Consider the following 14,444-nt stretch of genomic DNA (forward strand, 5'->3'; position numbering starts at 1 on the left):
ATCAACCGATCGACCTCAGTATGCAGGTTGGAGTCGCGGCCCCGGGATCCGCCACGCGGTCGAGACCGCTTGCCCAGTAGTCAGATCGAACGGGAAGGCCGGTCCTCTCGGCCGTGCCAGCGACGCCGGCACGGCCCCGCATGCCCTTCACCGCCCGATCCGCAGTCCGCCCCAGGGTGCCACTTCGCTATCGAAATCACTTATGCGAGAGTTGACTTCGACATCCTAGCAGCTCGGCGCGTACAGCGATTGCCCCCGGTCAGGCTCTGCTGGAACGTTGGACGAAACAGACGCGCTGTCAATCAGAACGTGCAGCAAGGCTGTATAGTTGGTCCGCAGGAGAGCGCTCGACCTGGCACGGTCACGACATGCGCGTCCGGGGCGAAAACTCATGTGCCACCGTCGATCATGCCACCACGGCACCCGCTTCCCACCGGGCGACCACGTAGGCGGCCAATTCCGCCGGACCCGGATGTTCGTACACGGCGGCGGGTGGCAGCTCGACGCCGGTCGCCGCGCTGAGCGCCGTACACAGTTCCAAGACGGTGAACGAGGAGAAGCCGAGGGCCAGGAAATCCCGGTCCATGTCGAACGCCCCGGGCGCCACGCCGAGCAGCGCACTGCCCTGCAAGCGAATGGCCTCGAGTGCCAACGCGTGTCGCGTCGACCCATCCGCTTCGGCGAACCGGTCCCGCAGATCGCCCGCGAGCACCGGACCGGTGGACGCGGCGGCGATGCCGCCGCCGACGGCGCTCAGAGCCGCACGCGCGGCGGGCACATCGCCCACCGCCCGGCGCAGTGACCGGGTCATGCCGGGCACCAGCGTCGACCACTCCACATCGGCGACCGCGAGTACGGGATCGGGCCACTGGCCCCACGGCAGCGCCGCGAAGACGCTCGCGGCGTGCAAGGGACGCAATCCCGGTCGCGCGTGCTCGTGCGGACCCCACGAGACCAGGGCCGCCTTCGCACCCGAGGCGCGGCGCGCGTGCACCAGCGCCTCGGCGCGCACGCCCACATCGGTCCCCCAGTCCTGTTCCAGCACACCGAAGATCACGAACTCGGCCGTCGCCGCGGTCGAGGCCTCGGCCGTCGCGACGATGTCTTCGAAAGGACCACCCGCGCAGATCACGAGGTCGACCGGACCGGACTCGCGGATGTCGGTGCGCACCTCGATCCCGCCGTCCACCAACCACCGGACCAGTTCGCCGCCCAACGGTGTCCGCGCACCGTGGACCAGGGCGACCCCGCGCGGCACCGAAGCACGCGGCGGGGGGACGGCGGTGATCCGGCGTGCTCGCAGTCCGTCGGCGCGGATCGACAGCTCGCGCTCGCCCGTGACTCCCGACAGCACGGCCCACAGTCGCGCGAGGACCGCCGGATCGAGCACGTCGGGCAGGTCGACCACGCCGGTGACCGCCGCGGCGACCGCCGCCGACCAGCGTCCGGCCTCGTGCTGGGTGAGCGGAGGATGCCCCGGCACGACACCTCGGGCCAGTACCCACACCGGTGCGTCCACCGCCGCCGCCGTGAGCGCGTCGAGCGCGTCGGCCACCTCGACATCCGCCAGGACGACGATGCCCGTGGGCTCCGAGGTATCGGCCAGGGCCGCCCGCACGGCCGACTCGGTGGGGGCGGCCGCCACGGCGTCCGGCAGCAGGCCGGACAACGCCGCGACCGAGCCGTCCTGCGCCTCGGGGCCGTGTACGAGCAACCAGGGCCCTCTGGGGGACGGCGCCTGCGGCTCCGGCACCGGTTGCCAGCCCACGCGATACCACCACTGGTCCTGGCGGCTCAACGCGGACAGGGCGGGCAGCAGCGCGTCCAGCGAATCCCGACGGTCCGGGCCGACGCGCAGCGCCGCGGCCAATCCGTCCAGATCGCCGTTCTCGACCATCGACCAGAACCTGTGCTGCGCGGAATCGGACCGCACCGCGCCGCCTGCCGGTTCCTCCAACCAGTAACGCGCGCGCTGGAACGCCGTGGTCGGCGCGTCGGACAGCAGGCGGCCGCCACCCGTCACCGCTGTCCAATCCACCTCCGCGCCTTGGCAGTACACGGTGGCGAGTGCCTCGAGCAGTACGGGAACCTCCTCCCGGTCGCGACGTTGCAGCGGCGCGATCGTGCGCGCACCGCCCGACAGCGCGGGAGCGACCATGGCGCTCAGCACGGCGTCCGGCCCCAGTTCCAGATAGGTGCCGACGCCCTGCTCGTCCAGTGCCCGGACGGCGTCGGCGAACCGCACGGTCGAGGGGACGTGCGCTGTCCAGTGGTTCGGATCGGTCAACTGCTCGGAGGTGGCGAGCTCGCCGGTGAGCGCGGAGACCACCGCGAGGGTCGGCGGCCGGAAGTCCAGGGTGCGCACCACGGCCCCGAAGCGGTCGAGCATGCCGGTCATCAGCGGTGAGTGGAAGGCGTGGCTCACCCGCAGCGCGGTGGTGCGCCTGCCCTGTGCGGCCATCGCCGTCGCGACGGCGGCGACGGCGTCACGGGACCCGGAGACGACGACCGCCTTCGGTCCGTTGATCGCGGCGATGCCCAGGTCGTCCGGCCGCCGCTCGACCAACGGCCGGACGACCTCCGCGCTCGCCTGCACCGCGAGCATCGCCCCGCCCTCGGGCAATTCCTGCATCAACGTGCCCCTGGCCGCGACCAGGGCGGCGGCGTCGGCCAGCGACAGCACACCGGCCAGGTGCGCGGCGGTGATCTCGCCGATGGAGTGTCCGGCCAGGACGTCGGGACGGACGCCGCACCGCGCCAGCAATCGGAACTGGGCGACGCCGAGTGCGAACAGCGCGGCTTGGGCGTAGGCGGTCCCGGCGAGCATTTCGGCCTCGACGGTGTCGGGTTCGCCGAAGACCACCTCCCGCAACGGCCGGGGCAGTCTGCCGTCGAAGGCGGCGCACACCTCGTCGAAGGCGGCGGCGAACACCGGAAACGCCTGGTACAACTCACGTCCCATCCCCGGCCGCTGGCTGCCCTGCCCGGTGAACAGGAAGGCCAGTCGCCCGGGCGGGGTCGTCGTCGGGAGGCGCAGCCGACTGTCCGGGCGTCCCTCGGCGAGTGCGCGCAGCCCCGCGTCCAACTCGCCCGCGTCACGGGCCAACACGACCGCGCGGTGCGCTCGGCTCGCCCGGGATGCCGCGAGAGTGTGTGCCAGGTCCGCGATTTCGCGGTCCGGGTGACGGCGCCGGTAGTCCAGCAGTCGCGCGGCCGTGGCGCGCAACGCTTCGGGCGAGGCCGAGACCGGTACCGGCACCACGCTGGGCGACGGCGAAAGATCCTCGGCGGGCGGCTGTTCGGGTTCTTCGAGGATGACGTGCGCGTTGGTTCCGCCGATCCCGAACGACGACACGCCCGCTCGGCGCACCCGCGCACCGCGCTCCCACGGCCGCGCCTCGGTCAGCAACCGCAGATCGCCCGTCGCCCAGTCGGCGTGCGGGGTGGGCTCGTCCACGTGCAGGGTGCGCGGCAGCACGTCGTGGCGCATCGCCTGCACCATCTTGATGACACCGGCGACGCCGGCGGCGGCCTGGGTGTGCCCGAGATTGGATTTCACCGATCCCAGCCACAGCGGGCGCGGGCCGCGGTCGCGACCGTAGGTCGCCAGCAACGCCTGCGCCTCGATCGGATCGCCGAGCACCGTGCCCGTGCCGTGGCCCTCCACGGCGTCCACGTCCGCGGCGCTCAGTCCGGCGGATGCGAGCGCCTGCCGGATGACCCGCTGCTGGGAAGGCCCGTTCGGCGCGGTGAGGCCGTTGCTCGCACCGTCCTGGTTGACCGCGGTCCCGCGCAGCACCGCGAGGACCGGATGCCCGTGGCGGCGCGCGTCCGAGAGTCGTTCGAGCACGATCATGCCCGCGCCCTCGGACCACGCCGCGCCGTCGGCGGCCGCGGCGAAGGATTTGCAGCGGCCGTCCGGCGCGAGACCTCGTTGCCTGCTGAACTCGACGAAGACGTTCGGCGTCGCCATCACGGTGACGCCGCCCGCCAGGGCGAGGTCGCACTCCCCGTTGCGCAGGGCCTGCGCCGCCAGGTGCAACGCCACCAGCGACGAGGAGCACGCCGTGTCCACGGTCACCGCCGGACCTTCGAGCCCGAGAGCGTAGGCGATCCGACCGGACACGACGCTGCCGGTCGTCCCGATGCCGACCAGCCCCTCCAGATCCTTCGGCACCTGCCGCAGCCGGGACGCGTAGTCCTGATACATCGACCCCGCGAATACGCCGGTCCTGCTGCCCCGCAACGAAACCGGGTCGATTCCGGAACGCTCGACGGCTTCCCACGCCACCTCGAGCAGAATCCGTTGCTGCGGGTCGGTCGCCAGCGCCTCGCGCGGTGTCATCCCGAAGAACGCCGGATCGAAATCCGCCACGTCGTACAGGAATCCGCCGTTTTTCGTGTAGGTGGTGCCGGGGTGCGCCGGATCGGTGTTGTAGAGCCGCTCGAGATCCCATCCCCGGTCGGCGGGCATCGGCCCGATGGCGTCGACGCCCGCGGCCACGAGATCCCAGAGTTCGTCGGGTCCGCGCACGCCGCCCGGATAGCGGCAGCCCATGCCGACCAGTACGACCGGGTCGCCGTCCGCGCGCGCGACGGGAGCCTCCGCGGTCACCGCCGTCCCGCCGGCGAACCGAGCGGCGAGTTCGGTGGCCAGCGCGGTGGGGCTCGGGTAGTCGAACACCAGGGTCGGCGGCAGTCGCAGCCCCGTCGCGGTGGCCAGCCGATTGCGCAACTCGACCGCGGTGAGCGAATCGAACCCCAATTCCTTGAAGGCGCGCTCGGGATCGATGCGATCGGCGCCGTCGTGGCCGAGCACCGCGGCGACCGACGAACGCACCAACGCCAGTACGGCGGACTCGCGCTCGGCCTGCGGCAACGCGGCGATCCGGCGCGCGGCCCCCGCCGCACCGACGTCGGTGGAGGCGAGGGGCACCACGCCGCGCAACAGGGCGGGCACGGCGGGACGCGCTCGCAGCGCCGCCAGGTCGAGCGCGATCGGCACGACCATCGGGTCCGGGTGGGCGAGGGCGGCGTCGAACAGCGCCAGACCGTCCCGCGCGCTGAGCGGGGTGAGGCCCGCGCCGGCGAGCCGGGCGAGATCCGCGCCGCCGGTCATCGCGCTGGTGTCCGACCACAGGCCCCAGGCGATGGACTTCGCTACCGCGCCCGCGTCGCGGCGTTGTTCGGCGAGTGCGTCCAGGACGGCGTTGGCCGCCGCGTAGTTGCCCTGACCGGGGGCGCCGAAACACGCCGCGGCGGAGGAGAACAGGATGAACGCCGCCAGGTCGAGATCGCTCGTCAGTTCGTGCAGGTGCAGCGCGGCATCCGCTTTGGGGCCCATGGCGCGATCGAGCTGCTCGGGCCGCAGCGAGGTGAGCGTGGCGTCGTCCAGGACGCCGGCCGCGTGCACGACCGCGGTGAGTGGGTGGTCGGTCGGCACGCGGCCTAGGGCGGCGGCCAAGGCCGCGCGGTCCGCGACATCGCAGGCGAGCACGGTGGTCGTGGCCCCGAGTGCGTCCAACTCGGCGACGAGGTCGGCCGCGCCGGGAGCGCCCGGTCCGCCGCGGCTGAGCAGCATCAGCCGGCGCACGCCGTATCCGGTCACCAGGTGTCGCGCCAGCAGCGCGCCCAATGTTCCGGTGCCGCCGGTGATCAGCACCGTGCCGTCCGGATCCAGGGTGGGGCCCGTGCCGAGCTCCGCCCGGTCGATCCGTGTCAACCGCGGCGCGAACAGGCCCTCGGCGCGCAGTTCGAGCTGCGGTTCGTCGCCCACCGCGAGCGCGCGCGCCAGCCCCCGCACGGCGGCCAGGTCGGCGTCGGGTGCGATGTCGAGGACGACGACGCGGCCTGGGTTCTCGGCCTGCGCGGAGCGCGCCAGTCCGCGCACGGCGGCCGCCGCCGGATCGCGGCGGGCGTCCTGGGTGACCAGGACCAAGGTGGAGTCGGTGAACCTGGGTGCGGCCAGCCAGTCCCGCAGGAAGGTCAGGGTGCGAGCGAGGGCGGTGCGCGGATCGTCGCCAGGGGCGAGCCGCGCCGTCACCACCGGGGCGGCTTCGGCCGGTAGCTCGGTCAGGTCGGCTTCCAGGACCGGAGTGTCCGCCGCGGCGTGCGGGGAATCGACCGCGATCCACTCGATCCGGTGCAGCAGACGGGTCACGTCGGTGGTCGCCAATCGGTCGGCGGCGACGGCGCGCACGGTCAACACGTCCACGACGGCCACCACCGCGCCGGACTCGTCGGCGACGGTCAGCGCCCATCCGTCCGCGACCGGGCGCAGGCGGGCCCGCACGGCCCTCGCGCCGGGGGTGAACACCCGCACGCCGGTCCAGGAGAACGGCAACAGAACCGTGCTGGTTCCGCTCTCCAGCGCGTCGGGCACGAGGGCGTGCAGCACGGCGTCCAGCAGCGCCGGGTGCAGGCCGAATCCCGCCGCGTCGCCCGTGTCGGCGTATTCGGGCAGTGCCGCCGACACCAGCAGATCCGTGCCCGCGCGCCACATCTCGGTCAGACCACGGAACGCGGGACCGTAGTGGTAGCCGAGTTCGGCGGCCCGCGCGTAGAGTTCGTCCACCGCGACGGGCCGGGCGCCCGGCGGTGGCCACACCGCGAACCCGTCGGCCGCGGCGACACGGACGGTCGCGACCGGGGCGAGTGTGCCTGCGGCATGTCTGGTCCAGTCGCCCTCGCCGGCGCCGGGGCGCGAGTGGATGCTCACGCGCCGACGCCCGTCGTCTTCGGGCGCGCCCACCGCGACCTGCACGGTCATCGCCTCGGCGGCCAGGATCAGCGGCGCCTCGACGACGAGTTCGTCCAGGACGGGGCTGCCGCACCGCGAGCCCGCGTGCACGGCCAGATCCACGAACGCGGTGCCGGGGAGCAACACGGTCCCGTGCACGGCGTGATGGGCGATCCAGGGGTGCTCGCGCTCGGAGATCCGGCCGGTCAGCAGCAGTCCGTCGCGGTCGGCGACCTCGACCGCCGCGCCGAGCATCGGGTGTCCGGTCGGGCCGAGTCCCCAGGCGGCGTGGTCGGCGTGGTCGTCGACGGCGGTGGACCAGAACCGGTGTCCGGCGAACGGGTAGGTGGGCAGGTCGACGCTCGGCGGAGCGGGATCGAAGAGCGCCGACCAGTCCAAGGGCACACCGCGGGTGTACACCTGTGCGGCCGAGTGCAACAGCCGCGCGAATCCGCCGTCGTCACGACGCAGCGTGCCGAGGGCGAATCCGGTGACGGCATCGGCCGCGTCCAAGGTCTCCTGCAAGCCGATGGTCAGGACGGGGTGCGCGCTGATCTCCAGGAATCCGGTGCGGCCGTCCGCGATCGCGGATTCGGTCGCGCGCCGGAATTCGACGGTCCGCCGCATGTTGTCGAACCAGTACCGCGCGTCCAACAGGGTGCCCGGCGGCAGCGGCGCGCCGGTGACGGTGGAGTAGACGGGCACCGTCGCCGGACGGGGCGCGATCGTGGACAGGGCCGTGAGCAGCCGTTCCTCGATCGCGTCGACCTGCGCGGAATGCGCGCAGTAGTCGACCGGGATCCGTCGGGACCACACCTCGCGTTCGGCGCACTCGGCCAGCAGCCGGTCCAGGCCCTCGGCCGAACCGGAGACGACCGTGGTGCGCGGCCCGTTGACGGCGGCCACGTCGACACCCTCGGGCACCATGTCACGGACCTGCTCGGCGGGCAGCGCGATCGACGCCATCCCGCCCCGGCCGACCAGCATCTGCGCGGCCGCCCGCGACCGCAGCGCGACCACGGTGGCCGCGTCCTCGAGCGAGAGGGCGCCCGCGACGCAGGCGGCGGCGACCTCGCCCTGCGAGTGCCCGATCACCGCGGCGGGCCGCACGCCGAGCGATTCCCACACCGCGGCCAGCGCGACCATCACGGCGAACAGCGCGGGCTGGACGACATCTACCCGGTCCAGCGTCGGCGCGTCGGGAGCGCCCCGCAGGACGGCGGACAACGACCAGTCGGTGTGCGGGGCGAGGGCCGCGGCGCATTCGGCGATCCGCGCGGCGAAGACCGGTGACTCGTCGAGCAGTGCCACGGCCATGCCCGCCCACTGCGAACCCTGACCGGGAAACACGAACACCGGTTTGACCGGACCGGCGGAAACCCCGGTCGCCGCGGCCTCGGGCAGCTCGCCGCGGGCCACCGCGTCGAGGGTGTCGAGCAGGCCGCCGCGATCCTCGGCCACCGCCACCGCACGGTGGGCGAACGCGGTGCGGCCCAGCGCGAGCGTGGCCGCGACGCCGACGATATCGAGGTCGGGGTGGGTGCGCAGATGGTCGGCCAGCGCGGCGGCCCGGGCCCGTAGCGCGGTCTCGTCCCGGCCCGACAGTGGTGCCAACACCGGCGGGCAGGCACGCGGCGACGGGGCCGTCGTCGCTGCCTCGGGAACGGCCTGTTCGAGGATGACGTGCGCGTTGGTCCCACTGATCCCGAACGAGGACACCCCCGCGCGACGCGCACGACCGACCTGCGGCCACGGCTTCGCCGACGTCACCAGCTCGACCGCGCCCGCCGCCCAATCCACGTGCGGGGTCGGCTCGTCCACGTGCAACGACCCGGGGACCAGCCCGTGCTCGATCGCCTGCACCATCTTGATCAACCCGGCTACGCCCGCGGCGGCCTGCGCGTGCCCGATATTCGACTTCAACGACCCTAGCAGCAGCGGCTCGGCGTCGGCCGGGCGCTGACCGTAGGTCGCCAACAGCGCCTGCGCCTCGATCGGATCACCCAACCGGGTTCCGGTCCCGTGCGCCTCCACCACGTCGACATCGGCCACCGTCAAGCCTGCGTTCGCCAGCGCGGCGCGGATCACCCGCTGCTGCGCCGGACCGTTCGGCGCGGTCAGACCGTTCGACGCGCCGTCCTGATTCACCGCCGAACCGCGCAGTACCGCCAACACCGGATGACCGTTGCGCCGCGCGTCCGACAGCCGTTCCAGCACCAGCATTCCCGCGCCTTCGGACCAGGCGGTGCCGTCGGCGGCCCCGGCGAAGGCCTTGCACCGGCCGTCCGGCGCCATCCCCCGCTGTCGACTGAACTCCACGAAGACATTGGGGCTGGTGATCACCGCCGCGCCACCGGCCAACGCGAGATCGCATTCGCCGTCGAGCAGGGACCGCGCCGCCAGGTGCACAGCCACCAGTGACGACGAGCAGGCGGTGTCCACCGTGATCGCGGGCCCCTCCAGACCCATCGTGTAGGCGACGCGGCCGGAGGCGACGCTGGTGGTGTTGCCGGTCAGGTAGTAGCCCTCGGAGGCCGAGTACGACCGCGCGCTGTACTCGTTGTAGACCACGCCGGCGAACACCCCGGTGCGGGTTCCCGTCAGCGCGGTCGGGTCGATGCCCGCCCGCTCCACCGCCTCCCACGCCACCTGCAGCAGCAGTCGTTGCTGTGGATCGGTCGCGATCGCCTCGCGCGGGCTCATCCCGAAGAATTCCGGATCGAATTCCGGTGCGTCGTAGAGGAACCCGCCGTGCCGGGCGTAGGTCGTGCCCCGATGGTCGGGGTCGGGGTGGTAGATTCCCTCGGTGTCCCAGCCGCGGTCGGTCGGGAACTCGCCGATGGCGTCGACCCCGGATTCCGCCAGCCGCCACAACTGTTCGGGTGTCCGCACACCGCCGGGAAAGCGGCAGGCCATCGCGACCACGGCGATCGGTTCCCGCTTCTCGGCCTCGGCGAGTTGCCGTTTGGTCCGCTTCAGTTCCGCCGTGACGCGCTTGAGGTAGTCGACCAGCTTCTGTTCGGTGCTCATCTCCGGTCGGTCTCCCTCGGTGTCGCGGGCAGTCCAGGAGACAAGCCCAGTTCTTCGTCGACGATGTCGAACAGGTCGGTGGCGGTGGCGGTGTCGAGCCGGTCCTCGGGGTCCTCCGCACCGGATGTCGCGGCACCGGTCCAGCGCGCCGTCGCGACATGGATCCGAGCGATCGCCTGTGCGCGCCGGTCGGCCGTCATCGCCGTCAGCGCGGCCTCCAGGCGGTCCACTTCGTCGGCCCCTTGCTCCGCCGACGGGCGTGGCGCGGGCGCGAGGCGCGTGCACAGGTATCCGGCCAGGGCGGCCGGAGTGGGGTAGTCGAACACCATCGTGGCGGGCAGCCGCAACCCGGTCGCCGCGCCGAGCCGGTTGCGCAGTTCCACGGCGGTCAGCGAATCGAAGCCGAGTTCCTTGAACTGGCGCGTCGCGTCGACGGTGTCCGGTGCGCCGTGGCCGAGCACGGCGGCGATATCGGACCTCACCACATCGGTCACCAGGTCGCGCCCCTCGTCCTCGGACAGGCCTGCCAGACGGGCCGCCAGATCGCCGCCGCCCGCCGCGGCGGCGGCCCGCGGTGGTGGTGTGCGCACCAGGGCGGACAGGATCGGGGGCAGCGGTCCGGCGGCGGCACGCGCCGTCAATTCGCCGACGTCCAGGCCCGCGGGCACGATCAGCGGCCCGGCGCTGGTCAACGCCGCGTCGAACAGCGCCATCCCCTCCTCGGCGGACAGCGGCCGCACACCGGCGCGACGGATGCGGGCCAGATCGCGCTCGGTCAACCGGTCGGCCATGCCGTCACCCGCCGACCACATCCCCCAGGCCATCGAAACCGCGGGCAGACCACGACCGCGCCTGCGCGCGGCCAATCGGTCGAGAAAGGTGTTGGCGGCGGCGTATCCGGCTTGTCCCGGGTTGCCGAGGACCCCCGCGATCGAGGAGAACAGCACGAACGCGTCCAGGTCCGCTCCCTCGGTCAGCTCGTGCAGGGCCAGCGCGCCGTCGACCTTGGCCCGCAGGATCGCCGCGAGACGCTCGGGAGTCAGGTCGGTGACCGGCGCGTCGTCCAGGGTGCCCGCGGTGTGCACCACCGCGGTCAGAGGTCGATCGGCCGGGATGTCGGCGATCACCCGCGCCAGGCTGTCCCGATCGGCCACGTCGCACGCGACCACGCGCACCGACGCACCGTGTCCGGCCAGCTCGGACACCAACCCGTCGGTGCGCGGTCCGGGGCCGCCGCGACTGGTGAGCACCAGCGAACGCACCCCGTGCTCGACCACCAGATGCCGGGCCAGCACCGTGCCCAGCGCGCCAGTGCCGCCGGTGATCAACGTCGTCCCGGTCGCCCCCGTCGCCGCGCGGGGCATGGTCAACACGATCTTTCCCACGTTGCGGGCTTGCTGGAGGTGCCGGAACGCGTCCCGTGCCTCGCGCACGTCCCATGCGGTCACCGGCAGCGGTGCGATGACCCCTTGCTCGAACATCTCGACCAGGGCCCGCAGCATGACCCCGATCCGATCGGGGCCCGCCTGGATCATGTCGAACGCCCGGTAGTAGAGGCCGGGATATTCGGCGGTGACGAGGTCGCCGTCCCTGATGTCGGTCTTGCCCATCTCCAGGAACCGGCCGCCGGGACCGAGCAAGCGCAACGACGCGTCGACGAACTCGCCGGCCAGGGAGTTCAGCACCACGTCGAAGCCGAGCCCGCTGACCGCGGAACAGAACTGCGACTCGAAGTCCACGGTCCGCGAGGAGGCGATGCGATCGTTGGTGAATCCGTTCGCGCGCAACGCGTTCCACTTGCCGGGGCTCGCGGTGCCGTACACCTGCCCACCCCACAGCCGGGCGAGTTGGGTCGCGGCCATCCCGACCCCGCCCGCGGCGGCGTGCACGAGAACCTGTTCGCCCGGTCGCAGGTCGGCCAGGTCGCGCAGGCCGTAGTAGGCGGTCAGGAACACCACCGGCACGGTGGCGGCGGTGGCGAAGGACCAGCCGCGCGGAATCGGCGCGACGGTGCGCGCGTCGGCCACCGCGACCGGCCCGAACGCACCCGACCACAGGCCCATCACCCGGTCGCCCGGCGCGAATTCGGTGACACCGGGCCCGGTTTCGAGCACCACGCCCGCGCCCTCGCCACCCATCACCGCCGCGCCCGGGTAGAGGCCAAGGGCCAGCATCACGTCACGGAAGTTCAGTCCGGCCGCGCGCACGTCGACGCGGATCTCCCCCTCGGCGAGTGGTCGCGTCGCCTCGGCATCACCGATCAGCGCCAGGTTCTCCAGCGTGCCGGGTTCGGTCACGTCGAGCCGCCAGGCGCCCGCGGGCAGCGCCAGCGTTTCCAGGCTGCTCGCCCGCACCAGACGCGGTGCGCGGATCTGGCCGTCGCGGATCGCCAGTTCCGGTTCCGTGCCCGCCACCGCGTCGGCGATCGCGGCGTAGGAGGCGGGGTCCTCGTCGATGTCGACCAGGACGAAACGGCCGGGATGTTCGGAGTGCGCGCTGCGCACCAAGCCGACGAGGGTGGCGCAGGCGAGACCGCCCGCGGCACCGAGCGTCCCGCAGGTGACGACGACCAGTCGCGTATCGGACAGTCGCGGCTCGGCGAGCAGGCGGTGCACCAGCGACAACGCCTGCCGAGCCGCGGCGTGCGCCCGCTGCGCCGCGGTGTCCGGCGACGGTCGCTCCTCTGTTCCGAACGCCGCGAACACGGTGGTCGGCGCGGGTTCCCCCGCGTCGAGGGCCGCGAGGAGATCGTCGAAACCGGTGTGGGACCCGACGCTTCTCGAGGCGTTCAGGGCCGCCGAGAGCACCGCGTCCTCACCGAGCACCGCCCACCGCGTGTCGCCGTTCGCGGGAGTCGGCACGACCGCCGGCCAGTCCACGGCGAACAGCCGATCGTGCACGGGCCGCGCGGTGAGCTGCGCGAGGGGCACGGGCCGCAGGGTCACGGCCTCGACGGTGACCAGCGGACGGCCGGCGTGGTCGATCAGGTCGAGTCGGGTTCCGCCGTCGGGCGTACCGGCGATCCGCACCCGCGCCGCCCGCCCGCCGATCGCGTGCAGGCGCACACCGGACCAGGAGAACGGCAACCGCACCGTGTCCGGCTCGAGCTGCGCGCCGGTCAGGACCAGGGCGTGCAGCGCGGCGTCGAGCAGGGCCGGATGCACGGCGTACCCCTCGGTGTCCTGGTCCTCGGGCAGTCGCAGTTCGGCGAACACCTGCTCGCCCGTTCGCCAGGCGGCGGTGAGCGCCCGGAACGCGGGACCGTAGCGGTAGCCGCGCTCGGCCAGATCCGGATACAGGTCCGCGACCGCGATCTGCTCGGCGTCGGGCGGCCATGTCCGCGTTCGAATCGCTGCCCGCGGCTCGGCCGCGACGGTGAGCGATCCGGTGGCGTGCAGCGTCCACGGCGCGTCGGCCTCGACGCTCGCGGGGCGTGAATACACCGAGATCGGGCGTGCGCCGGAGGTATCCGCGCCGTCCACGACGACCTGGAGTCGCACGGGCTCGGAGTCGCCGAGCACCAGCGGCTCCCGCAGGACCAGTTCCTCGATGCCCGCCGCGCCCGCGCGGTGCGCGGCATGCAGTGCCAGGTCGACGAACGCCGTGCCGGGCAACAGCACTCGACCCGAGATCTCGTGGTCGCGCAGCCACGGCTGCTCGCGCGGCGACAGGGCTCCGGTCAGCACGAGGGCGCCGGTGGCGGCGATCTCCACCGCCGTGCCGAGCAGCGGGTGGCCGTCGGTGCGTCCCGACACGGCGGTCGGCCGCAGCCAGAAGCGGGTGCGATCGAACGGGTAGGTCGGCAGCGGCGGTCGCGGCGGCGCTTGGTCGCCGGTGCCGAGCACCGCCTGCCAATCGACCGCGACACCCCGCACGTGCAGCGCGCCGAGCGCGGTCAGTGCCGCGACGGGTTCGTCCGCGCCGCGCAGCAGTGGCAGGAACGCGGGCCCCTCGCAGTCGGCGCCCAGTGCGCTCAGCACACCGCCGGGTCCGATCTCCACGACCGTGCCGACTCCCCGCTCGCGCAGCGTGGCCACCGCGTCGGCGAACCGGACAGCGTGCCGGACATGGCCGACCCAATACTCGGGAGTCCGCAGTTCGGCCGGGTCGGCGACGGTCCCGGTCACACCGGAGACGATCGGCGCCGTCGGCGCGCCGAAGCGGACGTCGGCGAGTACCTCGGCGAACGCGCCGAGCATCGCGTCCATCCGGCGCGAATGGAACGCGTGACCGACCTTGAGCCGGGTCGCGCGGCCACCGGCCGCGCGCACGGTGTCGGCCAGGCGCAGACAGGAGTCCTCGTCCCCGGAGATCACCACCGTCGACGGGCCGTTGACCGCCGCGACATCCACTCCGGGCAGATCCTCGATCATCGCCGCGGCTTCCTGTTCCGAGACGGTCAGCGACACCATCGCGCCTGCGGGCAGCGCCTGGATGAGCGCGCCCCTGGCCAGGACGATCCGCGCCGCGTCCGACAGCGTGAACACCCCGGCGATGTGCGCCGCCGCGATCTCACCGATCGAATGACCGGCCAGGTACTGCGCGCGCACGCCCCACGAGGTGATCAGCCGGTACAGCGCCACCTCCACCGCGAACAACGCGGGTTGGGTGTATCGGGTCTGGTCGAGCAGATCCTGCGCGCCCCGGACGACCTCCGCCAGCGGGCGGGGCGTGT

Annotated in this window: 2 protein-coding genes; both read right to left on the reverse strand. The window is 73.0% G+C overall.

What is annotated here, in order from left to right; translation table 11 throughout:
- Positions 1-406: 406 nt before the first annotated feature.
- Complete coding sequence (locus ON30_RS30170; protein ID WP_040712960.1) at positions 407-9,769, reverse strand: type I polyketide synthase; 9,363 nt, start codon at positions 9,767-9,769, stop codon at positions 407-409.
- Positions 9,766-14,444 (reverse strand): SDR family NAD(P)-dependent oxidoreductase (locus tag ON30_RS30175; RefSeq protein WP_051030169.1); only part of this gene is annotated, 4,679 nt, incomplete at its 5' end. The genes ON30_RS30175 and ON30_RS30170, both read right to left, overlap by 4 nt.

It is taken from the genome of Nocardia takedensis NBRC 100417 (assembly GCF_000308695.1).
Taxonomy (GTDB): Bacteria; Actinomycetota; Actinomycetes; order Mycobacteriales; family Mycobacteriaceae; genus Nocardia; species Nocardia takedensis.